The 25730-nt window shown below is 45.0% G+C and carries 26 protein-coding genes and 1 other RNA gene; 22 read left to right on the forward strand and 5 right to left on the reverse strand.

Features of this window, described 5'->3' with window-relative positions:
• The first annotated feature begins 39 nt into the window (after nt 1-39).
• From hisS to MTN95_RS05465, 4 genes are all read left to right on the forward strand, one after another.
• Nucleotides 40-1314 carry a histidine--tRNA ligase gene (gene hisS, locus MTN95_RS05450; protein ID WP_105990303.1) on the forward strand — a complete coding sequence of 425 codons (1275 nt, stop codon included), beginning with the start codon at nt 40-42 and terminating at the stop codon, nt 1312-1314.
• 13 nt (nt 1315-1327) lie between these two features.
• A complete protein-coding gene (aspS, locus tag MTN95_RS05455) occupies nt 1328-3106 on the forward strand; it encodes an aspartate--tRNA ligase (protein WP_248337279.1) in 1779 nt (592 codons plus the stop codon).
• Between the two features lie 60 nt (nt 3107-3166).
• Nucleotides 3167-3359, forward strand: a non-coding RNA gene (gene ssrS, locus MTN95_RS05460) — 6S RNA.
• 83 nt (nt 3360-3442) lie between these two features.
• Nucleotides 3443-4207 carry a tRNA threonylcarbamoyladenosine dehydratase gene (locus tag MTN95_RS05465; protein WP_248337281.1) on the forward strand — a complete coding sequence of 255 codons (765 nt, stop codon included), beginning with the start codon at nt 3443-3445 and terminating at the stop codon, nt 4205-4207.
• A gap of 41 nt (nt 4208-4248) precedes the next feature.
• On the opposite strand, the gene MTN95_RS05470 is transcribed toward MTN95_RS05465, so the two are convergent.
• A complete protein-coding gene (locus MTN95_RS05470) occupies nt 4249-5514 on the reverse strand; it encodes a replication-associated recombination protein A (protein ID WP_248337283.1) in 1266 nt (421 codons plus the stop codon).
• A gap of 201 nt (nt 5515-5715) precedes the next feature.
• On the opposite strand from MTN95_RS05470, the gene cymR reads away from it, so the two are divergent.
• The 8 genes from cymR (at nt 5716) to MTN95_RS05510 (ending at nt 12501) form a co-directional block, all read left to right on the forward strand.
• On the forward strand, nt 5716-6132 hold the full coding sequence (gene cymR, locus MTN95_RS05475; protein WP_003225879.1) for a cysteine metabolism transcriptional regulator CymR: 417 nt from the start codon (nt 5716-5718) through the stop codon (nt 6130-6132).
• Between the two features lie 19 nt (nt 6133-6151).
• Entirely contained in the window at nt 6152-7294 is a 1143-nt protein-coding gene (locus MTN95_RS05480; RefSeq protein WP_059293514.1) for a cysteine desulfurase family protein, read from the forward strand.
• A gap of 28 nt (nt 7295-7322) precedes the next feature.
• On the forward strand, nt 7323-8438 hold the full coding sequence (mnmA, locus tag MTN95_RS05485) for a tRNA 2-thiouridine(34) synthase MnmA (protein WP_004398509.1): 1116 nt from the start codon (nt 7323-7325) through the stop codon (nt 8436-8438).
• An 82-nt stretch (nt 8439-8520) separates the two neighbouring features.
• Nucleotides 8521-9141: a tetratricopeptide repeat protein gene (locus MTN95_RS05490; RefSeq protein WP_081638347.1), complete on the forward strand. Its 621-nt coding sequence runs from the start codon at nt 8521-8523 to the stop codon at nt 9139-9141.
• A 24-nt stretch (nt 9142-9165) separates the two neighbouring features.
• Nucleotides 9166-11562: an SF1B family DNA helicase RecD2 gene (gene recD2 / locus MTN95_RS05495; RefSeq protein ID WP_248337285.1), complete on the forward strand. Its 2397-nt coding sequence runs from the start codon at nt 9166-9168 to the stop codon at nt 11560-11562.
• A gap of 58 nt (nt 11563-11620) precedes the next feature.
• Complete coding sequence (locus MTN95_RS05500) at nt 11621-12145, forward strand: PRC-barrel domain-containing protein (RefSeq protein ID WP_151174396.1); 525 nt, start codon at nt 11621-11623, stop codon at nt 12143-12145.
• A gap of 11 nt (nt 12146-12156) precedes the next feature.
• On the forward strand, nt 12157-12348 hold the full coding sequence (locus MTN95_RS05505) for a hypothetical protein (RefSeq protein WP_010335110.1): 192 nt from the start codon (nt 12157-12159) through the stop codon (nt 12346-12348).
• Nucleotides 12349-12369: 21 nt separating this feature from the next.
• Entirely contained in the window at nt 12370-12501 is a 132-nt protein-coding gene (locus MTN95_RS05510) for a YrzQ family protein (RefSeq protein ID WP_024122308.1), read from the forward strand.
• Between the two features lie 33 nt (nt 12502-12534).
• Here MTN95_RS05510 and MTN95_RS05515 read toward each other — a convergent pair whose 3' ends face one another.
• From MTN95_RS05515 to MTN95_RS05530, 4 genes are all read right to left on the reverse strand, one after another.
• Nucleotides 12535-13191 (reverse strand): amino acid ABC transporter permease, encoded by a 657-nt coding sequence (locus MTN95_RS05515; RefSeq protein ID WP_095714638.1) that lies wholly within the window; start codon nt 13189-13191, stop codon nt 12535-12537.
• A 16-nt stretch (nt 13192-13207) separates the two neighbouring features.
• Nucleotides 13208-13858, reverse strand: a complete 651-nt coding sequence (locus MTN95_RS05520) for an amino acid ABC transporter permease (RefSeq protein WP_044154313.1) — start codon at nt 13856-13858, stop codon at nt 13208-13210.
• A 63-nt stretch (nt 13859-13921) separates the two neighbouring features.
• Complete coding sequence (locus tag MTN95_RS05525) at nt 13922-14743, reverse strand: transporter substrate-binding domain-containing protein (protein WP_024122305.1); 822 nt, start codon at nt 14741-14743, stop codon at nt 13922-13924.
• A 22-nt stretch (nt 14744-14765) separates the two neighbouring features.
• Nucleotides 14766-15494: an amino acid ABC transporter ATP-binding protein gene (locus MTN95_RS05530; RefSeq protein ID WP_105953511.1), complete on the reverse strand. Its 729-nt coding sequence runs from the start codon at nt 15492-15494 to the stop codon at nt 14766-14768.
• 218 nt (nt 15495-15712) lie between these two features.
• On the opposite strand from MTN95_RS05530, the gene MTN95_RS05535 reads away from it, so the two are divergent.
• The 10 genes from MTN95_RS05535 to udk all read left to right on the forward strand — a co-directional run bounded on the left by MTN95_RS05535 (nt 15713) and on the right by udk (nt 25695).
• Nucleotides 15713-16774: an AI-2E family transporter gene (locus MTN95_RS05535; protein ID WP_105953512.1), complete on the forward strand. Its 1062-nt coding sequence runs from the start codon at nt 15713-15715 to the stop codon at nt 16772-16774.
• 332 nt (nt 16775-17106) lie between these two features.
• Nucleotides 17107-19743 carry an alanine--tRNA ligase gene (alaS, locus tag MTN95_RS05540; RefSeq protein ID WP_227597905.1) on the forward strand — a complete coding sequence of 879 codons (2637 nt, stop codon included), beginning with the start codon at nt 17107-17109 and terminating at the stop codon, nt 19741-19743.
• 84 nt (nt 19744-19827) lie between these two features.
• Entirely contained in the window at nt 19828-20094 is a 267-nt protein-coding gene (locus tag MTN95_RS05545) for an IreB family regulatory phosphoprotein (RefSeq protein ID WP_003225903.1), read from the forward strand.
• A gap of 7 nt (nt 20095-20101) precedes the next feature.
• Nucleotides 20102-20518, forward strand: a complete 417-nt coding sequence (gene ruvX, locus MTN95_RS05550; RefSeq protein WP_024122301.1) for a Holliday junction resolvase RuvX — start codon at nt 20102-20104, stop codon at nt 20516-20518.
• Between the two features lie 17 nt (nt 20519-20535).
• Nucleotides 20536-20817: a DUF1292 domain-containing protein gene (locus tag MTN95_RS05555; protein ID WP_105953513.1), complete on the forward strand. Its 282-nt coding sequence runs from the start codon at nt 20536-20538 to the stop codon at nt 20815-20817.
• 126 nt (nt 20818-20943) lie between these two features.
• Nucleotides 20944-22026: an endolytic transglycosylase MltG gene (gene mltG / locus MTN95_RS05560; RefSeq protein WP_227597903.1), complete on the forward strand. Its 1083-nt coding sequence runs from the start codon at nt 20944-20946 to the stop codon at nt 22024-22026.
• A gap of 151 nt (nt 22027-22177) precedes the next feature.
• Nucleotides 22178-22831, forward strand: a complete 654-nt coding sequence (locus tag MTN95_RS05565) for an O-methyltransferase (protein WP_105990310.1) — start codon at nt 22178-22180, stop codon at nt 22829-22831.
• A 5-nt stretch (nt 22832-22836) separates the two neighbouring features.
• On the forward strand, nt 22837-23766 hold the full coding sequence (locus MTN95_RS05570; protein ID WP_248337287.1) for a peptidase U32 family protein: 930 nt from the start codon (nt 22837-22839) through the stop codon (nt 23764-23766).
• An 18-nt stretch (nt 23767-23784) separates the two neighbouring features.
• Nucleotides 23785-25053: a peptidase U32 family protein gene (locus MTN95_RS05575; RefSeq protein ID WP_044154332.1), complete on the forward strand. Its 1269-nt coding sequence runs from the start codon at nt 23785-23787 to the stop codon at nt 25051-25053.
• Nucleotides 25054-25059: 6 nt separating this feature from the next.
• Complete coding sequence (udk, locus tag MTN95_RS05580; RefSeq protein WP_010335100.1) at nt 25060-25695, forward strand: uridine kinase; 636 nt, start codon at nt 25060-25062, stop codon at nt 25693-25695.
• Nucleotides 25696-25730 lie beyond the last annotated feature (35 nt).

Raw genomic sequence — 25730 nt, forward strand, 5'->3', positions numbered from 1 at the left:
AATGTATATTTTATAAGGGATACATAAGGAGGTCTACACATGGGATATAACATTCCAAGAGGAACACAAGATATTCTGCCCGGAGAATCAGAGCGCTGGCAGTATGTTGAACAAATCATGAGAGACACTTGCCGAACTTATCAATATAAAGAAATCCGCACGCCGATTTTTGAGCATACAGAACTGTTCGCCAGAGGCGTCGGGGAGTCTACGGATATTGTACAAAAAGAAATGTACACCTTCCAGGACCGCAAAGGCAGAAGCCTGACGCTTCGCCCCGAGGGAACTGCTGCAGCAGTTCGCGCTTTTAATGAAAATAAATTATTTGCGAATCCTGTTCAGCCGACAAAGCTGTATTATGTCGGGCCGATGTTCCGTTACGAACGTCCGCAGACAGGCCGTTACCGCCAGTTTTATCAGTTTGGAATCGAAGCGATTGGTTCGAAAGACCCTGCAATAGATGCTGAAGTAATGGCGCTGGCGATGGGTATTTATCAGAAGGCCGGCTTGAAAAACGTCAAGCTTGTCATAAACAGTCTTGGCGATCGGGACAGCCGCAAAAGCTACAGAGAAGCGCTCGTGAAACACTTCGAGCCGCGCATCGAGGAATTTTGTTCAGACTGTCAGTCACGTCTGCACACCAATCCGCTCAGAATTTTGGATTGCAAAAAGGACCGGGATCATGAGCTGATGAAATCGGCACCTTCTATTCTTACTTACTTAAATGAAGAATCAGCCGCTTATTTTGAAAAAGTGAAGCAATATTTAAACGATCTCGGCATTTCTTATGAAATTGATCCTAACCTTGTGAGAGGGCTGGATTATTATAATCATACCGCATTCGAAATCATGAGCAATGCGGAAGGCTTTGGCGCTATTACAACGCTTGCCGGCGGCGGCCGCTATGACGGATTGGTCGAGCAAATCGGCGGACCAGAAGCGCCCGGCATCGGATTTGCGATGAGCATTGAACGTCTGCTTGCCGCAATTGATGCTGAAAAAAGAGAACTGCCTGTCGATCAGGGGATTGACTGCTATATCGTGACGCTTGGCGAAAAAGCGAAGGATTATTCCGTTTCGTTGGTGTACAAACTGAGAGAAGCAGGCATTTCCAGTGAAATTGATTACGAAAATAAGAAAATGAAAGGCCAGTTTAAAACAGCTGACCGCCTCAACGCCAGATTTATTGCGATTTTGGGAGAGGATGAGCTTGCTCAAAACAAAATCAATGTAAAGGATGCAAAAACAGGCGAACAGATTGAAGTGGCTCTTGATGAATTTATACATGTGATGAAAGCAAACCAAAAGGGATAAGGAGTGGAATGCATTGTTTGGAAGAACATATTATTGCGGCGAAATGACTGAAAAAGCAATTGGCGAATCTGTAACGCTGAAAGGCTGGGTCCAAAAAAGACGGGACCTCGGCGGATTGATTTTTATTGACTTGCGTGACCGTACGGGAATTGTTCAAGTCGTTTTTAACCCTGATGTATCAAAAGAAGCACTTGCTATTGCGGAAGGCATCAGAAACGAATACGTACTTGATATTCAAGGAAAAGTGGTTGCGCGCGAAGAAGGTACAGTGAATAAGAATTTGAAAACAGGCGCGATTGAAATTCACGCTGATGCAGTGACTGTATTGAGTGCTGCGAAGACGCCTCCGTTCGCCATTTCTGATCAAGCGGATGATGTATCAGAGGACGTGCGTTTAAAATACCGTTACTTAGATTTGCGCAGACCGGCTATGTTTCAAACGATCCAGCTGCGCCATAACGTGACGAGAGCTGCTCGGAGCTTTTTAGATGAAAAAGGGTTTCTTGATATTGAAACGCCGATTTTAACAGGAAGCACACCTGAGGGCGCACGTGACTACTTGGTGCCGAGCCGTGTGCACGAAGGTGAATTCTATGCGCTCCCTCAATCTCCGCAGCTATTTAAACAGCTTCTGATGGTCTCAGGCGTTGAACGCTATTATCAGATTGCCCGCTGTTTCCGCGATGAGGACTTGCGTGCGGACCGCCAGCCTGAGTTTACGCAAATCGATATTGAAATGTCCTTTATGAGCCAGGAAGACATTATGTCATTGGCTGAGGATATGATGGCAAAGATTATGCGTGAAACGAAAGGTGTGGAACTCAAGCTTCCTCTGCCTCGAATGACGTATGACGAGGCGATGAACAAATACGGTTCTGATAAACCGGATACTCGCTTTGACATGCTGTTGACAGATGTATCTGACATTGTAAAAGATACTGAATTTAAGGTGTTCTCATCAGCTGTGGCAAACGGCGGAGTAGTCAAAGCCATCAATGTAAAAGGCGGGGCAGGCGATTACTCAAGAAAAGACATCGATGCTCTAGGTGCGTTTGCTGCAAATTACGGAGCGAAAGGACTTGCTTGGGTGAAGGTCGAAGCGGACGGAGTGAAAGGCCCGATCGCCAAATTCTTTGATGATGAAAAGCAGTCTAAGCTGATTGAAGCACTTAATGCCGCTGAGGGTGACTTGCTGCTGTTCGGAGCGGATAAATTCGAAGTTGTTGCCGCATCACTCGGCGCCCTGCGCTTAAAGCTTGGGAAAGAACGGGGACTCATTGACGAAAACCTCTTCAATTTCTTATGGGTTATTGACTGGCCGCTCTTAGAGCATGATGCGGAGGAAGGCCGTTTTTACGCAGCGCACCATCCGTTTACAATGCCTGTCCGTGAAGACATTGAGCTGATTGAAACAGCGCCTGAGGACATGAAAGCGCAAGCCTATGACCTCGTCTTAAACGGCTATGAGCTTGGCGGCGGTTCGATCCGTATTTTCGAAAAGGATATTCAGGAAAAAATGTTTGCACTGCTTGGTTTCACAAAAGAAGAAGCAGCAGAACAGTTTGGATTCCTTCTTGAGGCATTTGAATACGGCGCTCCTCCGCACGGCGGAATCGCGCTTGGCTTAGACCGTCTCGTAATGCTTCTTGCCGGCCGGACGAATCTGAGAGATACGATCGCTTTCCCGAAAACGGCAAGTGCAAGCTGTCTGATGACAGATGCGCCGGGAGAAGTAAGCGACGCGCAGCTTGATGAACTTCATCTTTCTATTAAAACAAAAGTAAAGAACTGAATGTGCAGTTCGATTCTTGAAAATCAAAATCGTCTATGATATGATTTTGACAAGTTAAATAAAGTCCTGATGTGTTAGTTGTACACCTAGTTTTGACCGAACATTTTTTTGATTTGGGAGCCCGCATTTTTAAATGGCGTACATGCCTCTTTTCATTCGGTAAAGAGGACTTACAAGATTTAAAAGAGGGCACCCACCTGCTGAGAGCGGGTTCAAAACAAAGGAAAGCTGCAACGGCACGATTGGGACTTTATTTTTTATGCGCAGAAAAAACGGCTGTTTCTGTAATAGCCATTTATCATATGAAAACCAGATTACGAATGTGGAGTGAGGTTCTTGTTACACCAGTTTTCACGCAATGAATTAGCTATCGGAAAAGAAGGCCTTGAAACGCTGAAAAACAGCACGGTTGCTGTGCTTGGAGTTGGAGGCGTCGGATCGTTCGCAGCGGAGGCGCTTGCACGTTCAGGCGTTGGACGCATCCTGCTTGTCGATAAGGATGATGTGGACATCACAAACGTAAACCGTCAGCTTCACGCTCTTCTTTCAACTGTCGGTCAGCCGAAAGTGGAGTTAATGAAAGCGCGTATTGCAGACATTAACCCTGAGTGTGAAGTGATTTCGTTAAAAATGTTCTATACGGAAGAAACGTATGAGCAATTCTTTGAGTATAACATTGACTACGTAATTGATGCGTCAGACACCATTCATTATAAAATCCATTTAATGAAAGAATGTCTGAAACGGGATATTCCGCTGATCTCCAGCATGGGTGCGGCGAACAAGACAGACCCGACACGTTTCCAAATCGCAGATATTTCTAAAACACATACTGACCCGATTGCAAAGGTGGTTCGTACGAGACTCCGTAAAGAAGGCATCAAAAAGGGCGTTCAAGTGATTTTCTCCGATGAAAGCCCAATTGTGATCCGGGAAGACGTCAGAAAAGAAGTCGGAAATGACGATGCGAAAATCCGCAAAGCCAAAATGCCGCCGTCCTCTAATGCTTTTGTGCCGTCTGTTGCGGGATTGATTATGGGCGGTCATGTTGTCATGGATCTTTTGAAAGATATTGAAATCAAACGCGTGAAGGATAAATAATGAATAAAAAACAGCCTTGAAGCATATTCAAGGCTGTTTTTTTATTTTCTTTTTATTAATTTATCGTACACTTGCTTTAACGCAGATTCAAATTTACCAGTTTGTTTCGGTTTGTAATATTGCTTGTTCTTTAAAGGATCAGGGAGGTACTGCTGTTCAACCCATCCATTTTCGTAATTATGAGGGTATTTATAGTCGATTCCTCTTCCAAGTTCCTGTGCGCCTTTATAATGCGCGTCTTTTAAATGTTTTGGGACATCGCCGATTTTTCCTGCTCTGATGTCCGCGAGCGCTTCATCGATTGCTAAAATAGCTGAATTGGATTTTGGCGAGAGACAGAGCTCAATGACCGCATTGGCCAGCGGTATGCGCGCTTCAGGGAAGCCAATACGTTCGGCGGTCTGAACTGCATGCAGCACTCTCGGTCCGGCCTGCGGGCTGGCTAAGCCGATATCCTCATAGGCGATAACCAAGAGTCTTCTGGCGATGCTTTCCAAGTCACCCGCTTCAATTAATCTGGCCAAATAGTGAAGAGCGGCGTTGGCATCAGAGCCGCGGATCGATTTTTGAAAAGCGGACAAGACGTCATAATGCGCATCACCGTCTTTATCGTGAGAAAAACTCTTCTTTTGCAGGCATTCTTCCGCAGTCTCTAATGTGATGTGGATCACGCCATCCGCAGACTCCTTCGTTGACAATACGGCAAGCTCAAGCGCATTTAAAGCGGAACGGACATCTCCTCCGCATCCGTGGGCAAAATGCTCCATCGCCTGGTCATCAATTGAAACGGAATATGTGCCAAGCCCCCGATGCTCATCATGAAGAGATCGCTCTAATGCCTGTTTAATCAATTCAGGTGTTAATGGCTCTAGCTCAAAAATCTGCGTTCGGCTTCTGATGGCCGGATTTATGGCGTGATATGGGTTAGCTGTAGTGGCGCCGATTAAAATAATCATGCCATTTTCTAAATAAGGCAAAAGAAAATCCTGTTTTCCTTTATCGAGTCTGTGGACTTCATCCAAAATCAAAATGACCTGGCCGGACATTTTGGCTTCTTGGGCTACGATCTCCATATCCTTTTTATTGTTAATAACGGCATTCAGCTTGCGGAAAGCAATACTTGTTGAACCGGCGATTGCTGTTGCGATTGAGGTTTTTCCAATTCCGGGCGGCCCGTACAAAATCATGGATGACAAATGTTTTGCCTGAACCATTCTGCCGATAATTTTATCTTCAGCCACCAGATGCTGCTGGCCGATAATATCCTCTATTTTCGTCGGACGCATCCGATATGCCAATGGCTTCATCATCATCTCTCCTTACTTAATTACAGGGTAACGGAAAACCGGAAATTAGAAAAGGGGGAAGCCCCGTTTCCGCCGGCTTCCATGAAAATTCACAGAAGGTATGCTATAATAGCAGTTGGTCTATTATTTAATAAACGGACGAATTATATAGAAATTACCATTATATATGTGGAAAATCATGAAATAACAGAGGTGTTCATGTTGAAAATATCAACTAAAGGAAGATACGGTCTCACCATTATGATCGAGCTCGCGAAAAAGCATGGTGAAGGCCCGACTTCATTAAAAAGCATCGCACAGACGAATAATTTGTCAGAGCATTATTTAGAGCAGCTGGTATCACCGCTCAGAAATGCCGGCTTAGTCAAAAGCATCAGAGGCGCATACGGCGGATACGTATTAGGCAGTGAGCCGGATGCCATTACAGCTGGAGACATCATCCGCGTGCTTGAAGGTCCGATCAGCCCTGTGGAAGTGCTCGAAGACGAGGAGCCTGCCAAGCGGGAGCTGTGGATCCGCATACGGGATGCCGTTAAAGAAGTGTTAGACAGCACAACATTAGAGGACCTTGCCAGCTACACAGATGGAGAGCAAGAAGCTTATATGTTCTATATTTAGATCAGAGGTGTAAAACAAAATGGAACGGATTTATTTGGATCACGCCGCAACGTCTCCGATGGATGATCGCGTGCTGGAGAAAATGATACCGCATTTCTCCGGAAATTTCGGCAATCCATCCAGCATTCATTCATTTGGAAGGGAATCACGGAAATGGGTGGACGAAGCAAGAGCGCAGATTGCAGCTGAAATTGGTGCGGCAGAACAGGAAATTATTTTCACTAGCGGGGGAACGGAAGCCGATAATTTAGCGATAATGGGAACTGCGCTTGCCAGAAAAGATCAGGGAAAACATATCATCACGACAAAAATTGAGCATCACGCCGTGCTTCACACATGTGAAAAACTGGAGGAAGACGGATTTGAAGTGACGTATCTGGATGTTGATGAAAACGGCAGAGTCAGTGCAAATCAGGTGAAAGAAGCACTCCGTGATGATACAATCCTTGTGACAGTGATGTATGGAAATAACGAAGTCGGAACTGTGCAGCCAATCGATGAAATCGGCCAGCTGCTGAAGGAACATAAGGCTTATTTTCATACCGATGCTGTTCAGGCATTCGGATTTTTTCCAATTGATGTGAAAAGCAGCCATATTGACCTTCTGTCTGTTTCTGGGCACAAGCTCAACGGGCCAAAAGGGACAGGCTTTTTATATGCAAGTAAGGATGTAAAGCTTTCTCCGCTGTTATTCGGAGGAGAGCAAGAAAGAAAACGCCGTGCCGGAACAGAAAATGTTCCGGGAATTGTCGGGCTGAAAGAAGCGGTCAAGCTGTCGGGCGAAGAACGGGACGAAAAAAACGAGAAGTATCAATCGTTTAAAACAATCATTGCCGGCACCCTTAAGGATGCCGGTGTGGCATTCGAGATCAATGGAGATCAAGAGCATAGCCTTCCGCATGTCATGAACCTTTATTTTCCCGGTGTATCTGTGGAGGCCCTGCTGGTAAATCTTGATATGGCGGGAGTCGCGGTTTCCAGCGGATCAGCGTGCACCGCTGGTTCAGTCCTGCCGTCACACGTTCTGACTGCCATGTTCGGTGAAGAGAGCGACCGGCTGACGTCCTCAATTCGAATCAGCTTCGGTCTCGGCAATACGGCTGAGCAAGTGAAAACCGCTGCCGAACATGTGGCTGCCGTTGTAAAGCGGCTGACACAATAAGGCGGACTTAATTATTGGAGTGAATGAAATGGAAAAACGGCCGGAGGATACAAGAGTCGTTGTCGGCATGTCCGGCGGAGTAGACTCATCTGTGGCGGCTCTGCTCTTAAAAGAACAGGGCTATGACGTGATCGGAATCTTTATGAAAAACTGGGATGATACGGACGAAAATGGTTTTTGTACGGCAACGGAAGATTATGAAGATGTCATCCGCGTCTGCAATCAAATCGGAATTCCGTACTATGCCGTTAATTTTGAAAAGCAATATTACGAGAAGGTATTTCAATACTTCCTAGATGAATATAAAGCAGGCAGAACACCAAACCCGGATGTGCTGTGCAACAAAGAAATTAAATTCAAGGCATTTTTGGAGCATGCCCTGTCACTTGGCGCCGACTATTTAGCGACTGGCCACTATGCAAGGGTCGACAGAAGCGGCGGCAAAGTCAGAATGCTGCGCGGCATTGATGAAAACAAAGATCAAACGTACTTCTTGAATCAGCTGACAGAAGATACGCTAAGCAAAGTCATGTTCCCGATCGGCGAGCTTCAAAAAAGCCGTGTGCGTGAAATTGCCAAAGAAGCAGAACTTGCAACGGCAACGAAAAAAGACAGTACAGGCATCTGTTTTATCGGCGAACGCAACTTCAAAACGTTTCTCAGCCAATATCTCCCTGCACAGCCGGGCGATATGATGACGATGGACGGCGAAGTAAAAGGACGCCATGACGGGTTAATGTACTACACGATCGGACAGCGTCACGGCCTTGGCATCGGCGGAAGCGGCGAGCCGTGGTTTGCGGTCGGTAAAGATCTTGAAAAGAACATCCTTTACGTGGATCAAGGGTTCCACAACCCGCTCCTTTACTCCGATAAAATCACAGCAACCAATATCAGCTGGGTTCGTTCGGATATCATGAAGGGCGAAGAGATTTCCTGCACGGCCAAATTCCGTTACCGTCAAGAAGACCATAAAGTCACGGTTCGAATGACTGGGGAAGGCGAAGCGGAGGTTATCTTCGACGAACAGGTCCGTGCTGTCACACCGGGACAAGCCGTTGTCTTTTATGATGGCGAAGAATGCCTTGGCGGCGGAACCATCGATGACGTATATAAAGACGGAACAAAATTGTGGTATGTATAAAATGAAAAACCTCAACAGCGAGTTGGGGTTTTTTAATGAAAGGAAGATGTATGTGGACTACAATCAAGCTGGTATAGAGGCAATGCAGGAAGGCGATTACGAAAAAGCGGCAGAGGCTTTTACAAAAGCGATTGAAGAGAACAAAGAAGACGCAATTCCGTATATTAACTTTGCTAACCTGCTTTCATCAGTAAATGAACTGGAACGGGCACTTGCGTTTTATGAAAAAGCGCTTGACTTAGACAGCGGGGCAGCCACTGCTTATTATGGAGCAGGAAATGTCTATGTTGTAAAAGAAATGTACAAAGAAGCGAAAGACATGTTTGAAAAAGCGCTGCGTGCCGGAATGGAGAACGGTGATCTTTTCTACATGCTTGGAACCGTTCTCGTAAAGCTTGAGCAGCCTAAGCTCGCTCTGCCATATTTACAAAGAGCCGTCGAGCTGAATGAAAACGATGCAGAAGCGCGTTTCCAATTCGGGATGTGCTTAGCGAACGAAGGCATGCTGGACGAAGCACTCAGCCAATTCGAAGCTGTAACAGAGCAAGACCCAGGGCACGCGGATGCGTTTTATAATTCCGGTGTCGCTTATGCTTATAAAGAAAATCGTGAAAAAGCGCTTGAAATGCTGGACAAGGCTATCGAAATCCAGCCCGATCATATGCTGGCGCTTCATGCAAAAAAACTGATCGACCCATCATAAAAAGCTCAGGAGGAGGGACGGCTCGTGCAGCAGCACCCGGATCAGCTGAAAATGGAGGAGGAGCCCTTTTTAAAAGGGACAGTAAACACCGTCATTTATCACAATGACGCCAATTTATATACGGTTCTGAAAGTGAAAGTCACAGAGACCTCCGAAGCTATTGAAGATAAAGTCGTATCCGTGACGGGCTACTTCCCTGCGCTTCAAGAAGAAGAGACCTACACGTTTTACGGAAAAACCGTTACTCACCCAAAGTTCGGACTGCAATTTCAAGCTGAGCATTTCAAAAAGGAGATCCCGACAACAAAAGAAGGCGTCATTCAGTATTTGTCGAGCGATCTGTTTGAAGGAATCGGTAAAAAAACCGCTGAAGAGATTGTGAAAAAACTGGGTGACAGTGCGATTAATAAAATTTTGGCTGATTCTTCAGTCCTTTATGATGTTCCCAGACTGTCAAAAAAGAAAGCTGACACCCTTGCCGGTGCTTTGCAGCGGCATCAGGGACTGGAGCAAATTATGATTTCGCTGAATCAATTTGGGTTCGGCCCTCAGCTGTCTATGAAAATTTATCAGGCCTATGAATCCGAGACGCTGGAGAAAATTCAGGAAAACCCTTATCAGCTTGTGAGAGACGTGGAAGGCATAGGCTTTGGAAAAGCAGATGAGCTTGGCGGAAGAATGGGGCTCTCAGGGAATCATCCTGAGCGGATAAAAGCGGCTATTTTGTACACGCTTGAAACGACATGCCTTTCAGAAGGGCATACGTACATAGAAACGAAGCAGCTGATTATCGAAACCCAAACGCTGTTAAATCAGTCAGCGGCAGATGGACAGCGCATTACAGAAATGGATGCCGCTAACGCAATTATTGCGCTTGGAGAAAATAAGGATATTGTCATTGAAGATGAACGATGTTACTTTCCGTCGCTGTTTTTCGCTGAACAAAATGTTGCAAAGCGTGTGAAACAGATCGCAAGCCAAACCGAATATGACGATCAGTTTCCTGAATCAGAATTCCTTCTGGCTTTAGGAGAATTGGAAGAGCGTATGAATGTTCAGTACGCGCCGAGTCAGAAGGAAGCGATACAAAAAGCTCTGTCGTCACCGATGCTTCTTTTAACGGGAGGGCCGGGTACCGGTAAAACAACGGTCATCAGAGGCATTGTGGAATTGTATGGAGAACTCCACGGTGCTTCGCTTGATCCGTCGGATTATAAAAAAGATGAAGCCTTTCCGATTGTGCTGGCCGCGCCTACAGGTAGAGCGGCGAAACGAATGAGTGAGTCAACGGGTCTTCCGGCGGTTACGATACACCGGCTGCTCGGCTGGAATGGCGCGGAAGGATTTACTCATACAGAGGACCAGCCGATTGAAGGGAAGCTTTTGATTATCGATGAAGCGAGTATGCTTGATATATGGCTTGCGAATCATTTGTTCAAAGCGATCCCTGACCATATTCAAATCATCATTGTCGGAGACGAAGACCAGCTGCCTTCCGTCGGACCCGGTCAAGTGCTCAGAGACCTTTTGGCATCCCAGGTGATTCCGACCGTAAGACTGACAGACATCTACCGGCAAGCGGAAGGATCGTCGATTGTCGAGCTTGCCCACGAGATGAAAAACGGGCTGCTTCCGAACAACTTGACGGCCCCGACAAAGGATCGTTCCTTTATTCGCTGCGGTGGTTCGCAAATTAAAGAAGTGGTTGAGAAGGTTGTCGCGAATGCATTGAAAAAAGGATATACGGCAAAAGATATACAGGTCCTCGCCCCAATGTACAGAGGGAAAGCCGGAATCAATGAGCTGAATGTGATGCTGCAGGATATTTTAAACCCTCCAAAAGAAAAGCGGAGGGAAATTAAGTTCGGTGACGTTGTCTTTAGAACTGGGGATAAAATTTTGCAACTTGTCAATCAGCCGGAAAACAATGTGTTTAACGGCGATATTGGAGAAATCACTTCCATTTTCTATGCGAAGGAAAATACAGAAAAAGAAGACATGGCTGTTGTCTCTTTTGACGGCAATGAAATGACGTTTACGAAAAAAGACTTCAGTCAGTTTACTCATGCGTATTGCTGCTCTATTCATAAATCGCAGGGCAGTGAATTTCCGATCGTGGTTCTTCCTGTAGTGAAGGGCTACTATAGAATGCTCAGAAGAAACCTTCTATATACCGCCATCACGAGGGCGAAGAAATTTCTCATTTTATGCGGGGAAGAGGAAGCGCTGGAGTGGGGCGTGAAAAATAATGACGCGACTGTCAGACAGACCTCATTAAAAAACAGGCTGTCAGCGCAGGTGGCTGAAATGGATGCTGAGCTTGCGGCTTTGCAAAAAGAGCTCCCGTTCAGCGTGCACGACGCAAATATCGGAATGGAAGGCATTACGCCATTCGATTTTATGAAAGAAGAACAGCTGTAAAAAGGGCTCCCGTGTTTGCGGGAGCTTTTTTCATTGGGGGTGGAAGTGATTTCATCGTATGTGTCAAAGGCGAAAAGCAAAACCTAAGCCTGTTCAACAAAAGGTGGTTGATCACACTTTGAGAACATGCCATGAGGTAGAAGGATTTCCTGTATATTCAGAACAAACTTCTTTTTATCTTGGGACGATTTCTGATATTTGTTTTTCTCTTGAGGGAAATTGTCTCGGATTTATTCTTGAACAAAAACGTCTTTTTCATAACCATCATGCGCTTTTACGAGCATGTGATATCAGTTGCATTCTTCATGACCGGATATTGGCCGCAGTCAATTCAGAACAGCTTTTGCCTCTTCCGAAATCATGCTTCACATATGAGCAGATGAAAATGAAGCTCGTGAAATCGCAAGAGGGTGATATTTTGGGGATGCTGGAAGATGTATACTTTTGTTTGGACAAGGGCATAATCGTAGCATATGAACTCTCGGACGGTTTCTTTTCTGACTTAGCGGGGTGCAAACGCCAGATCCAAAGAGCGGATTCGCTTGTAGAGGTGCGGAAAGACGAGATCGTTCTGAACGGATAGAGGTGTGAGATATGCTTATATGCCCGAACTGCAAAAGTAAGGATATCGGGAAAATCGGCGTGAACCAATATTATTGCTGGGGCTGTTTCATTGAGCTGACAGTGGTCAAAGGGAAGATTGAAACTCATCAAGTGGAAGAAGACGGAACGCTAAGCAGCCTGGATGATTTGTTTTCTGAGGATGAACGCAGCATCAATTTTTAATAACGAAAGGAGATGCGCAGGATGAATCGGACAATGACTTCTCTTTTGGCGCTGGGAGCCGGGGCTCTCGTGTACCGAATGGCGACTCAATCTGACATGCTGAATAATCGAAGCATGAAGCGGATGAGAAAAAGAATGATGAAGATGTTTTAAGGAATGAAGGATACTCTCTTTAGAGTATCCTTTTTATGTCTGGCGTGCCTCTAGGCGTCTGGCTGCAAGTGACAGACTGTAATTGACTGCAAAATACATCAATGCCGCCAGCAGAAAAATCGGGAAAAAATAACTGCCGTCAGCGCTTTGCCCGTTTAAAATCTGCGCGTTATGAATAAGCTCAGGCAGCGCAATCACAACAGCTAGCGATGTATCCTTTAATAAAGAAATAAACTGGCTTACGATCGGCGGAACCATCCGGCGAAGCGCCTGAGGCATCACAATAGAGAAAAGTGTCTGTGTATAGCTAAGACCGGAGGAACGCGCCGCTTCAATTTGCCCTTTGTCAACTGAATTCAGGCCGCTCCGTATGATTTCAGAAAGCATGGCGGATTCAAAGATTGTTAAGGCTGTAATAGCGGCAGCTGTAATTTCAAGTTTGATCCCGATTTCCGGCAGGGCGAAAAATGTAAAGAAAATAATTAATAATAAGGGGAGATTTCTGATCGTTTCAACGAGAACGGCAATCAGTTGAGAAAGAATTGGGATTTTCGCATAGCGGAGAGTACCTGCGATCAACCCAAAAATAAAGCTCAGAATGATAGAAATAAATGCAACGTACAGTGTGACGAGAAAGCCGTCCCATAAAAAAGCTAAATGTTCAGATGAATAAGCTCCGATGAAATCCAATGGTTTTCACTCCTTATCAATAGCTTCTTTCCAGCCGTTTTTCCAAATAGTTAACACCGATACTAAGCGGTATCGTCAGTACTAAGTAAAAGAGTGCCACAAAGATATAGACATCAAAAACGACGAGCGTGCTTGATGACACCAAATCCGCCTGATACATGAGATCCAATCCGGCAACAACCCCGAGAATAGACGAGTTTTTGACCAAGTTTAAAAATTGATTGCCCAAGGGGGGGATCACAATTTTGATCGCCTGGGGCAAAATGATATATACCATTGCCTGGCTGTAGGTAAAGCCTGACGATCTTGCTGCTTCCATTTGCCCTTTTGAAACAGACTGGATGCCGGCTCTGATGGCTTCTGCGATAAAAGCAGACGTATAAATTGTGAGCGCAACGGTACCCGCTTGGAATCCATCCAGCCTCAGACCCGCATTTGGAAGTCCAAAGTAAAAGACAAATGTGATCAAAAGCAAAGGGATATTGCGGATAAATTCGACATAAGCCGTCCCGAGCCATTGCAAGGGCTTAAATACTGTTATTCTCATCACCGCGACAAGAACGCCAAGCGCAAAGCTGCCGGCCAGCGCGATCAGGCTTGCGAGCAGCGTGTGGTAAAAACCGTCCATATACATGTCGAAGTTATCGAATAGAATAGACACATTCATATGCTTTATTCACTCTCCTTATAAAATCGGGATGAGCATCGCCTGCTCACCCCGGGATGTTCGTTATTCAGCTGGTTCTTCTTTAATCCATTTTTTATAAATCTCGTCATATCTACCGTCCGATTTCATCTTTTCGAGAGAAGCGTTAATTTCTTTCGCGAGAGCCGATTGTCCTTTTTTTACGGCAATTCCATATGGCTCATCCGTGAATGGTTCTCCTGTTAATTGATAATTTTTATTCTCGTCAGCCATTCCGTATAAAATGGCATTATCCGTTGTGAGAGCATCGCCTTGACCGGATTTCAGCGCTGTAAAGGCTTCGGTGTAGTTTTCGAACTCTAATACACTCGCATCTGGCGCCTTTTCGCGTATGTTTTGAGAGGAAGTGGAGCCTTTTACAGCGAGAACTTTCGAGCCTTTGCCAAGGTCCTCAATACTTTTGATCTTGCTGCCTTTTTTCACGAGAAGTGATTGGCCTGCTTCAAAATAGACATCGGAAAAGTCAACTTCCTTTTTTCGTTCATCAGTGATCGTCATCGTTGCGACAATGGCGTCGATATCTCCGTTTTGAAGCATCGGAATCCTTGTTTTTGATGTGACTTCTTTAAATTCAGCTTTGTTTTCGTCCCCTAAAATATCTTTAGCGATTTGTTTGGCAATGTCGATGTCAAATCCCTCGATATCACCTGAGCTTGGGTTTTTCAGGCCGAACAGCCTGGTGTCGGTTTTAACACCGAAAACAATTTTGTCTTGATCTTTAATGGCAGCTAATGTATCTTTTTTGCTATCCTTTGCGCTTTCTCCGTTTGACCCCTTGCTTCCGCATGCAGCAAGCATGACAACAGCGATTAAAGAAATCAATGCTAACGATAAAATCTTTTTCACACAAACTCCCCCATTTCTCTTTTTAATGATTTAAAATACGGCTCAAGAATAGGCGTGCCCGTTCTTCCTTCGGGTTTGCGTAAAACTCAGCCGGTGCTGCTTCCTCCAGAATGTTTCCTTCATCAATAAAGACAATACGATCCGCCACTTCTCTCGCAAACCCCATTTCATGCGTCACGACAACCATTGTCATGCCTTCTTTGGCGAGGTTTTTCATCACATCAAGCACTTCACCGATCATTTCCGGATCGAGCGCCGATGTCGGCTCGTCAAACAGCATGACCTCCGGCTTCATCGCCAGTCCCCGGGCAATAGCCACACGCTGCTGCTGCCCGCCGGAAAGCTGGGAAGGATAGGCGTTTGCTTTCTCAGGGATTCCGACTTTTTCAAGGTAATACAGCGCAGTTCCCTTTGCTTGTTCAGCGGATTGTCCGAGTACTTTTACGGGCGCCAGCATAATATTTTGCAGCACGGTTTTATGAGGATATAAATGAAAGTGCTGAAACACCATTCCGATATTTCGCCGTACGTTATTAATGTCAGTTTTTCTGTCATTAATAACTGTGCCGTTTACGGTAAGTGTTCCTTCGTTAATTGTCTCCAGCCTGTTGATGCATCTGAGCAAAGTGCTTTTTCCGGAACCGGATGGGCCGATAATGACGACGACTTCACCTTTTTCGATTTGCAGGTTAATCTGCTTTAACACATGAAAATCTCCGTAATGCTTGTTTACATTTTGAAATGAGATCATCACAATCCTCCTAACAGAAACTTCAATAATTATGTGTAAATGTAACTAACTTACAAGGTTGAGGAAAGTAACAACACGATATGATGCATACCTTAGTGCAAAAGGGTCAAACTTTTCTGAAAATTTAACGCAAATATCCATTCCATTTGTCTGTGTAAAGAAAACATAAGAGAATAATTCCCTATAATCCTCAAAAGATATAGAAGAGGTGAAAGCAGATGCTCCAGAAACCGGTGCAGCTTTTGTTATGGGTGGCCATTTGTTTATTGGTCCTGTTAACAGTCTATGTCTTTTGTATGCTAGATATGTTATGGTCTCCCCTGTGGCTCGTCATAAAATCGATCTTTATTCCCTTGATCATTTCTATTTTTATTTCTTATTTATTACTTCCGGTCACTGAGTGGCTTCATGACAAAGGTCTGCCAAGGACTTTAAGCATTTTGGTGATTTACGTCCTTTTTTTTGGCGGGCTGGGGTGGGCATTATATAAAGGTGTGCCCGTTTTAATTGTGCAGCTGACGGACTTGTCGGAAAATATACCTATGTTTGCCGAGACGTACAATGGGCTCCTTCTTCATGTGCATAACCATACAGATGACTGGCCGGACGGCATGCATGACCGCATAGACAAAATGATTAGGCAGACAGAGGCGTTTTTCGCCGGCACAATCGAAGGGGCAATCAGCGGAATCCGTAAAGTGCTCGACTATTTCTTAATTGCGGCAACGATTCCTTTTCTCGTGTTTTATATGGTCAAGGACATCGAATTGATGAAAAAAACGGTGTGGTATTTGACGCCGAAGTCGTGGAGGAAGCGGGGCAGCGCTTTTTTGCTTGATGTAGATGATTCTCTCGGTGATTACATTCGCGGCCAGCTGCTCGTCTGCTTGATTCTCGGAGCCGTAGCCGGTATTACATTTTGGATATTTGGCCTTCCGTATCCGCTGATACTGGGTCTTATCTCGGGTATTACGAATGTCATCCCATACTTCGGTCCCTTTATCGGCGCTGTTCCTGCGCTTTTGATTGCAATGACGATTTCTGTGAAGGCCGTTCTTGTCGTTGTCATTACGGTGTTTGTACTTCAATTTTTGGAAGGAAATGTCCTCAGTCCGTTTATTGTCGGCAGAAGCCTCAAGATGCACCCGGTAGTGATTATGCTTGCGCTTCTTGCCGGAGGAGAGCTGGCGGGGATTGTCGGCATGATACTGGCAGTGCCTGCTGCGGCTGTTTTAAAAGTAATGATGATCCATTTTCTGCGGATGCGGACGGAGCATTGACATTGGCGTGCCGCTTGTCTATAATTTCTCGTAGAATACATACGAATCTCGAGTGACGGATCTGAGTACGCCGAAGCCCTGTTAAAGAGAGAAGCTCCGCAAGCTGAAAGGAGCTTTATCAGAAGATCGGAGGAAGCTAATCCTGAGTGCAGTTAATCGCTGCCGCACATCCTGCGTTATTGGATGAAAGGTGACGGGCGAATCATAAGGCCCGTAATCAGGGTGGTACCGCGAGACAGCTCTCGTCCCTGTGTAAACGTGTGTTTGCATAGGGGGAGGGCTTTTTTGCTGTCACTGAAGAGAATTTCGATTTTTATAGAGGAGGAAATACAATGAAACACTTAACTTCTGCTGAAGTGCGTCAAATGTTTTTGGATTTCTTTAAAGAAAAAGGACATGCTGTAGAGCCGAGCGCGTCATTAGTGCCTCATGAAGATCCTTCACTGCTTTGGATCAACAGCGGTGTTGCGACGCTGAAAAAATATTTTGACGGCCGCGTTGTGCCGGAAAATCCAAGAATCGTAAACGCTCAAAAAGCAATCAGAACAAACGATATTGAAAATGTGGGTAAAACCGCGCGCCATCACACATTCTTTGAAATGCTCGGAAACTTTTCCATCGGCGATTATTTTAAAGAAGAAGCGATCACATGGGCTTGGGAGTTTTTAACGAGTGACAAGTGGATTGGTTTTGATGAAGAGCTTCTTTCTGTGACGGTTCATCCCGAAGATGAAGAAGCATATGAGTTCTGGGCGAAAAAAATTGGTATTCCGGAAGAAAGAATTATTCGCCTGGAAGGGAACTTCTGGGACATCGGCGAAGGGCCGAGCGGACCGAACACAGAAATTTTCTACGACCGCGGTGAAGCGTATGGGAACGATCCAGATGATCCAGAGCTTTATCCTGGGGGAGAAAATGACCGTTACCTTGAAGTATGGAACCTTGTATTCTCTGAGTTCAACCATAACCCGGACGGCACCTATACACCGCTTCCGAAGAAAAACATTGATACAGGCATGGGACTTGAAAGAATGGTATCTGTCATCCAGAATGTCCCGACAAACTTCGATACTGATTTGTTTGTCCCAATCATCAAAGCGACAGAAACGATTTCCGGTGAAGCATACGGCCAAGACCATGTAAAAGACACTGCATTTAAAGTCATCGCCGACCACATCAGAACGGTTGCTTTTGCTGTCAGTGACGGGGCGCTTCCGTCTAATGAAGGACGCGGCTATGTATTAAGACGTTTATTGCGCCGCGCTGTGCGTTATGCCAAAACGATCAACATCAACCGTCCGTTCATGTACGATCTTGTGCCGGTTGTTGCTGAGATCATGACTGCTTTCTACCCTGAAGTAAAAGAGAAGGAAGAATTCATCTCAAAGGTCATAAAAACGGAGGAAGAACGCTTCCACGAAACATTGAATGAAGGGCTTGCCATCTTGTCAGAAATGATCAAAAAGGAAAAAGATAAGGGCAGCAGCGTCATTTCAGGTGCGGATGTCTTTAAACTTTACGACACCTACGGATTCCCGGTTGAACTGACTGAAGAATATGCGGAAGACGAGAACATGACAGTTGACCATAAAGGCTTTGAAGAAGAAATGAACCAGCAGCGCGAGCGGGCCAGAAATGCACGTCAGGATGTCGGCAGCATGCAGGTGCAGGGCGGTGCATTACGCGACGTAACAGAAGAAAGCACATTTGTCGGCTACTCCCAAACAAAGGCTGATGCCAATGTGATTGTGCTTCTGCAGGACGGCCAGTTAATTGAAGAAGCACATGAAGGCGAAACTGTACAGATCATTCTTGACGAAACACCTTTCTATGCGGAAAGCGGCGGTCAAATCGGCGACAAAGGCTTTTTGCGCAGCGAGCAGGCAGTGGTAAAAGTGAAAGATGTGCAAAAAGCGCCGAACGGCCAGCATGTGCATGAAGGTGTTGTCGAGAGCGGAACCGTTCAAAAAGGCATGCATGTAACAGCTGAGGTTGAAGATCATATGAGAAGCGGCGTGATTAAAAACCATACGGCAACGCACTTATTGCACCAGGCCTTGAAGGATGTTCTTGGAACGCACGTCAATCAGGCGGGCTCTCTTGTGAATGAAAACCGCCTTCGTTTTGACTTCTCACACTTCGGGCAAGTGACAAAAGAAGAACTCGAACGAATTGAAGTCATTGTAAACGAAAAGATTTGGGCAAGCATCCCGGTCAGCATTGATCTGAAACCGATCGCTGAAGCAAAAGAAATGGGAGCTATGGCTCTGTTCGGAGAAAAATACGGTGATATTGTAAGGGTTGTTCAAGTCGGAGATTACAGCCTTGAGCTTTGCGGCGGATGCCATGTCAGCAACACAGCGGAAATCGGCTTGTTTAAAATCGTATCTGAGTCTGGAATCGGAGCGGGCACTAGACGGATTGAAGCTGTAACAGGACAAGGCGCTTACGTGGAAATGAACAGCCAGATCTCAGTTTTGAAGCAGACTGCCGACGAACTGAAAACAAATATCAAAGAAGTGCCGAAGCGCGTTGCTGCGCTGCAGGCTGAGCTGAAGGAAGCGCAAAGAGAAAATGAATCTCTTCTGGCGAAACTCGGCAACGTTGAAGCAGGCGCGATTCTATCAAAAGTAAAAGAAGTTGATGGTGTCAGCGTGCTTGCGGAAAAGGTAAACGCCAAAGACATGAACCATCTCCGCACAATGGTTGATGAACTGAAAGCAAAAATCGGCTCTGCGGTCATCGTGCTTGGCGCTGTGCAAAATGATAAAGTCAATATTTCTGCAGGTGTTACAAAGGATCTGATTGAGAAAGGCCTTCATGCCGGCAAGCTTGTCAAACAAGCCGCAGAAGTTTGCGGCGGAGGCGGCGGAGGCCGTCCGGACATGGCACAGGCAGGCGGCAAACAGCCGGAAAAATTAGAAGAAGCATTGGCTTCTGTAGAAGATTGGGTGAAATCCGTTTTATAATTTGCCCATGTAGTGTAGAATGATGGTAAGATTAGGACCCCAGGCTGAACTTTGCCTGCGAATTTGGGAAAGAGGTGCAAAACGGTGAGCTCGTTTGATAAAACGATGAAATTTAATTTCTCCGATGATTCTGCCGAGACTAACGTAAATGAGGTGCTGATTACTGTTTATGACGCGCTTCAGGAAAAGGGCTACAATCCAATCAATCAGATTGTCGGATACTTGCTGTCAGGTGATCCCGCTTATATTCCTAGGCATCGTGACGCTCGCAATTTAATTCGCAAACTTGAAAGAGACGAATTAATCGAGGAATTGGTGAAGTCTTATTTAGAACAGCATAAAGAGGCGTAAATAAACAATGAGAATATTAGGGCTCGATTTAGGAACCAAAACACTCGGTGTTGCTCTGAGCGATGAAATGGGCTGGACTGCTCAAGGCATTGAGACCATAAAGATAAATGAAGCAGAGGGCGATTACGGATTACCCCGTTTATCTGAACTGACAAAAGACTATACTATAGATAAGATCGTGCTCGGCTTTCCTAAAAACATGAATGGAACAGTCGGCCCGAGAGGTGAAGCCAGCCAAACATTTGCGAAAGTGCTTGAAACCACGTACAATGTTCCTGTTGTGCTGTGGGACGAGCGTCTTACTACAATGGCGGCTGAAAAAATGCTGATTGCCGCTGATGTCAGCAGGCAGAAACGAAAAAAAGTCATTGATAAAATGGCGGCTGTTATGATTCTGCAAGGATATCTTGACAGCTTAAATTAAAGCCAGAGGTGAATATAATGGAACACGGCGAAAAAAATATTACAATTGTTGACGAACAAGGAAATGAACAGCTTTGCGAAGTGCTGTTTACATTTGAAAACGAAGAGTTTGGCAAATCTTATGTGTTGTACTACCCAATTGAAACAAAGAATGATGAAGAAGTAGAAATTCTTGCTTCCAGCTTTACGCCAAACGAAGATGGTGAAGACGGCGAACTATTCCCGATCGAAACCGATGAAGAATGGGATATGATCGAAGAGACATTAAACACGTTTTTAGCGGAAGAAGACGAAGAGTAAAACCGCGCCAAAAGCCGGAGCCTATACTGCTCCGGCTTTTTTCTGCTTATAAAGAGACCTTTTTTTGTAATAAATTGCCGAAACAGCATGAATCATGTAGTATAAAAGCTGATGGGAGGAGACCTTATGTATATTAATCAGCAAAAAAAATCATTTTTAAATAAAAAAAGAATTGTACTGTCTTCCATTATTGTGCTGCTTCTCATCATAGGCGGAGCATTTTTATATGGGAAATCACTGCTGGAACCTGTTGAAAAAAACAATAAAACGACAGTTAATATTAACATTCCGAGCGGATCGTCTGTATCTGCGATCGCAACGATTTTGAAGGAAAACAATGTCATAAAAAGTGAAAAGGCATTTCAGTATTATGTGAAATATAAAAAAGCTTCCGGATTCCAAGCCGGGTACTACCATCTGAACAAAGGAATGGATCTGGATGCCATTATCAAGAAGCTGACAAGCGGAGCAACAAACTACGCCTTTCAAATCACGGTCCCTGAGGGGAAACAGCTGACACAGATCGCCGACGCCATTGCGGAGGAAACGAAATACTCAAAAAAACAGGTCATGGCAAAGCTGGACGATAAAACGTTTATCAATCAGCTGAAAAAGGAATTTCCGGACACCGTTACAAACGATGTTTTTCAGAAAAATATAAAGCATCCGCTGGAAGGATACCTATTCCCGGCTACATATCCATTCAACGATCCGGATACGTCGCTTGAGAACATCATAACTGAGATGATGAAACAGACAGATTCTTATGTGAAGACATACAAAACAGAAATGAAGAAAGAAAAGCTTTCTGTGCATAAGCTGCTGACGATGGCTTCTTTGATCGAAGAGGAAGCGACTGAAAAAGCGGATCGCCATAAAATTTCCAGCGTCTTTTATAACAGGCTGAAAAAGAAGATGCCGCTTCAGACCGATCCGACCGTCTTGTACGCGGCTGGAAAGCATAAAGACCGGGTGCTTTATAAAGACCTTGAAATCGATTCGCCGTACAATACGTATAAAAACACCGGTCTGCCGCCAGGACCGATTGCCAATGCCGGAATGTCGTCTTGGGAAGCGGCGCTTCATCCGGATAAAACGGACTATCTGTACTTTTTAGCAAAATCAAACGGTGAGGTCGTATTTACGAAAACATTAAAAGAACATAATAAAGCAAAAGAAAAATATATTTCGGCAAAAAATCAGAAATAAAAGGAGAGCAAAAGCTCTCCTTTTATTCGCATTCCGCAAGGTTTTATGATAAAATATATCGGGTTGTTTACTAACGTATACAAGTTGTGCTCAGAGAGTGTCCTGTGTCAAAGACTGGGGCACTCCTTTTTAGAACGGGAGGCTGTTTGTTGTGACAGACCGCTATGAACAAATAAATGACTATATAGAAGCATTATTGAAGCCTCAGCCGGATAACGTGAGGAAACTGGAAGCATATGCGGAAGAACATCATGTTCCGATTATGGAAAAAGCGGGCATAGAAGTGCTGCTCCAAATTTTGTCTGTCAAACAGGCGAAGAAAATACTGGAGATCGGAACGGCTATCGGTTACTCGGCCATTCGAATGGCGCTGGCACTGCCGTCTGCAGAAATATATACGATTGAACGCAATGAGACACGCCATGAGGAAGCTGTTCACAACATAAAGGATTTTCAGCTTGATGACCGAATCCATGTGTTTTACGGGGACGCGCTCGAATTAGCAGAAGCCGTTCATGTCACAGCGCCATATGATGTGATCTTCATTGATGCTGCTAAAGGTCAATATCAAAACTTTTTTCACTTATACGAACCGATGCTTTCGCCAGACGGGGTGATTTTAACAGACAACGTGCTGTTTAAAGGTCTGGTGGCAGAGGATTACAGCAAAATAGAACCAAAAAGAAGGCGCAGGCTGGTATCAAAAATCGATGAGTATAATCATTGGCTGATGAATCATCCTGATTATCAAACTGCGATTATCCCTGTTGGGGACGGGCTTGCGATCAGTAAAAAGAAGAGGTGAACGTCATGAAAAAACCAGAGCTCTTAGTCACACCGACAAGTACGGCAGACATTTTGCCGCTGATTCAGGCGGGGGCAACTGCGTTTTTAGTTGGGGAACAGAGATACGGTCTGAGATTAGCGGGGGAATTTTCCCGTGAGGATGTAACGAAAGCGGTAGACATTGCCCATAACGAAGGAGCAAAAGTATACGTTGCCGTAAATGGAATTTTTCATAACGATAAAGTGGGAGAACTTGGCGATTATCTCGCTTTCTTAGCGGGAACGGGCGTTGATGCGGCTGTATTCGGCGATCCTGCCGTTCTTATGGCTGCACGTGAATCAGCGCCGGATCTGAAGCTTCATTGGAGCACAGAAACGACAGGAACCAACTATTATACATGCAACTACTGGGGACGTAAAGGCGCAGCTCGATCTGTGCTTGCCAGAGAATTAAATATGGACAGCATTATTGAGATCAAAGAAAACGCAGAAGTTGAAATTGAAGTTCAGGTGCATGGAATGACCTGCATGTTCCAGTCGAAACGTTCCTTGATCGGAAACTATTTCGAATACCAAGGCAAAGTCATGGACATTGAAAGAAAGAAAAAGGAATCCGGCATGTTCCTGCATGATAAGGAACGCCATAATAAATATCCGATTTTCGAAGATGAGAACGGCACACATATCATGAGCCCGAACGATGTGTGCATTATTGATGAACTTGAAGAGCTGATAGATGCGGGAGTCGATTCTTTCAAAATCGACGGTGTTCTGAAATCATCTGAATACTTAGTGGAAGTCACCAGCATGTACAGAGAAGCGATTGATCTGTGTACGGAAAACCGTGACGATTACGAAGCGAAAAAAGAAGACTGGATCGAACGTATTGAAAACATTCAGCCAGTAAACAGAAAAATAGATACCGGCTTCTTCTTTAAAGAAACGGTTTATTAATGAAAAGGAGGTTACGCTATGACTGCCGTAAATGATAAGATTTCTAAAATAGTTGATGGTAAGCGTGTGATTACGAAAAAGCCAGAGCTTCTCGCGCCTGCGGGGAATCTTGAAAAGCTGAAAATTGCTGTACATTACGGAGCGGATGCCGTCTTTATCGGAGGGCAGGAATACGGGCTTCGTTCGAATGCGGATAACTTTACGATTGAAGAAATCGCAGAGGGCGTCGAATTTGCGAAAAAATACGGCGCGAAAATTTACGTCACGACAAACATTTTTGCCCATAATGAGAATATTGACGGGCTTGAAGATTATTTAAAAGCTCTCGGTGACGCCAATGTTGCCGGCATCATTGTGGCAGATCCGCTTATTATCGAAACCTGCCGCAGAGTAGCTCCTCATGTTGAGGTTCACTTGAGCACGCAGCAATCTCTCTCCAACTGGAAGGCTGTTCAGTTCTGGAAGGAAGAAGGGCTTGACCGTGTGGTGTTAGCCCGTGAGACAAGCGCGCTCGAAATCAGAGAAATGAAAGAAAAAGTAGATATCGAAATCGAATCCTTTATTCACGGTGCGATGTGTATTGCATACTCCGGCCGCTGTGTCTTGAGCAATCACATGACAGCCCGCGATTCCAACCGCGGAGGCTGCTGCCAGTCATGCCGCTGGGATTATGATTTATATCAAACCGACGGTGCCAATGCCGTTGCTTTATACAGTGAAGAAGACGCTCCGTTTGCAATGAGTCCGAAAGACTTGAAGCTGATTGAGTCGATTCCGAAAATGATTGAAATGGGCATCGACAGCTTAAAGATTGAAGGACGGATGAAATCCATTCACTACGTAGCGACAGTTGTCAGCGTATATCGTAAAGTGATTGACGCTTATTGCGCTGATCCCGATAACTTTGTGATTCAAAAAGAATGGCTGGAAGAGCTTGATAAATGCGCCAACCGTGACACTGCGACAGCTTTCTTCGAAGGAACACCAGGCTATGAAGAGCAAATGTTTGGCGAACACGGCAAAAAAACAACATTTGATTTTGTCGGCTTAGTGCTGAATTATGATGAGGATACACAAATGGTCACTCTTCAGCAGCGCAATTTCTTCAAAAAAGGCGACGAAGTAGAATTTTTCGGTCCGGAAATCGAAAACTTTACACATACGATTGAAACCATTTGGGACGAAGACGGAAATGAGCTAGACGCTGCCCGCCATCCCCTGCAAATTGTCAAATTCAAATTAGACAAAAAGATTTATCCGAGCAACATGATGAGAAAGGGGAAGTAATCACCCATGGGTAAGAGTCCAGTAGTCATTGGAATCGCAGGAGGTTCCGGTTCAGGAAAAACGAGTGTAACACGTTCAATTTATGAACAATTCAAAGGGCACTCGATTTTAATGATCCAGCAAGACCTCTATTATAAAGACCAAAGCCATCTTCCATTTGAAGAAAGGCTGAATACAAACTATGATCATCCGCTTGCGTTTGATAATGACTATTTAATCGAGCATATTCAAGACCTATTGAATTACCGTCCGATTGAAAAGCCGATTTACGATTATAAGCTTCACACACGGTCAGAAGAAACGGTTCACGTAGAGCCGAAAGACGTGATTATTCTTGAAGGCATTCTTGTTCTTGAGGATAAAAGGCTGCGCGACCTGATGGATATCAAGCTTTACGTTGACACAGACGCAGACTTGCGCATCATCAGACGGATTATGAGAGATATTAATGAGCGCGGACGCTCTATTGATTCTGTCATTGAACAATATGTGTCTGTTGTCCGCCCGATGCACAATCAATTCGTTGAGCCGACAAAGCGATACGCTGATATTATTATCCCGGAAGGCGGACAAAATCACGTTGCAATTGATCTGATGGTCACAAAAATTCAAACCATTCTTGAACAAAACGCGATTTTGTAATACCATAGCATAGACATAAATAACTCTGACCATAT

Origin of the sequence: Bacillus sp. 2CMS4F, from assembly GCF_023161785.1 — a bacterium.
Classification (GTDB): Bacteria; Bacillota; Bacilli; order Bacillales; family Bacillaceae; genus Bacillus; species Bacillus halotolerans.

Bases quoted from the DNA above. Each gene is read 5' to 3' on its own strand.
- MTN95_RS05530 (WP_105953511.1), bottom strand. From the start codon at position 15,494: ATGATCTCATTTCAAAATGTAAACAAGCATTACGGAGATTTTCATGTG.
- MTN95_RS05470 (WP_248337283.1), bottom strand. From the start codon at position 5,514: ATGAAGCCATTGGCATATCGGATGCGTCCGACGAAAATAGAGGATATT.
- MTN95_RS05555 (WP_105953513.1), top strand. From the start codon at position 20,536: ATGGAACACGGCGAAAAAAATATTACAATTGTTGACGAACAAGGAAAT.
- MTN95_RS05575 (WP_044154332.1), top strand. From the start codon at position 23,785: ATGACTGCCGTAAATGATAAGATTTCTAAAATAGTTGATGGTAAGCGT.
- mnmA (WP_004398509.1), top strand. From the start codon at position 7,323: ATGGAAAAACGGCCGGAGGATACAAGAGTCGTTGTCGGCATGTCCGGC.
- MTN95_RS05535 (WP_105953512.1), top strand. From the start codon at position 15,713: ATGCTCCAGAAACCGGTGCAGCTTTTGTTATGGGTGGCCATTTGTTTA.
- MTN95_RS05570 (WP_248337287.1), top strand. From the start codon at position 22,837: ATGAAAAAACCAGAGCTCTTAGTCACACCGACAAGTACGGCAGACATT.
- hisS (WP_105990303.1), top strand. From the start codon at position 40: ATGGGATATAACATTCCAAGAGGAACACAAGATATTCTGCCCGGAGAA.
- udk (WP_010335100.1), top strand. From the start codon at position 25,060: ATGGGTAAGAGTCCAGTAGTCATTGGAATCGCAGGAGGTTCCGGTTCA.
- MTN95_RS05510 (WP_024122308.1), top strand. From the start codon at position 12,370: ATGAATCGGACAATGACTTCTCTTTTGGCGCTGGGAGCCGGGGCTCTC.
- MTN95_RS05500 (WP_151174396.1), top strand. From the start codon at position 11,621: ATGTGTCAAAGGCGAAAAGCAAAACCTAAGCCTGTTCAACAAAAGGTG.
- MTN95_RS05520 (WP_044154313.1), bottom strand. From the start codon at position 13,858: ATGAATGTGTCTATTCTATTCGATAACTTCGACATGTATATGGACGGT.
- alaS (WP_227597905.1), top strand. From the start codon at position 17,107: ATGAAACACTTAACTTCTGCTGAAGTGCGTCAAATGTTTTTGGATTTC.
- ruvX (WP_024122301.1), top strand. From the start codon at position 20,102: ATGAGAATATTAGGGCTCGATTTAGGAACCAAAACACTCGGTGTTGCT.
- MTN95_RS05505 (WP_010335110.1), top strand. From the start codon at position 12,157: ATGCTTATATGCCCGAACTGCAAAAGTAAGGATATCGGGAAAATCGGC.
- MTN95_RS05480 (WP_059293514.1), top strand. From the start codon at position 6,152: ATGGAACGGATTTATTTGGATCACGCCGCAACGTCTCCGATGGATGAT.
- mltG (WP_227597903.1), top strand. From the start codon at position 20,944: ATGTATATTAATCAGCAAAAAAAATCATTTTTAAATAAAAAAAGAATT.
- MTN95_RS05490 (WP_081638347.1), top strand. From the start codon at position 8,521: ATGCAGGAAGGCGATTACGAAAAAGCGGCAGAGGCTTTTACAAAAGCG.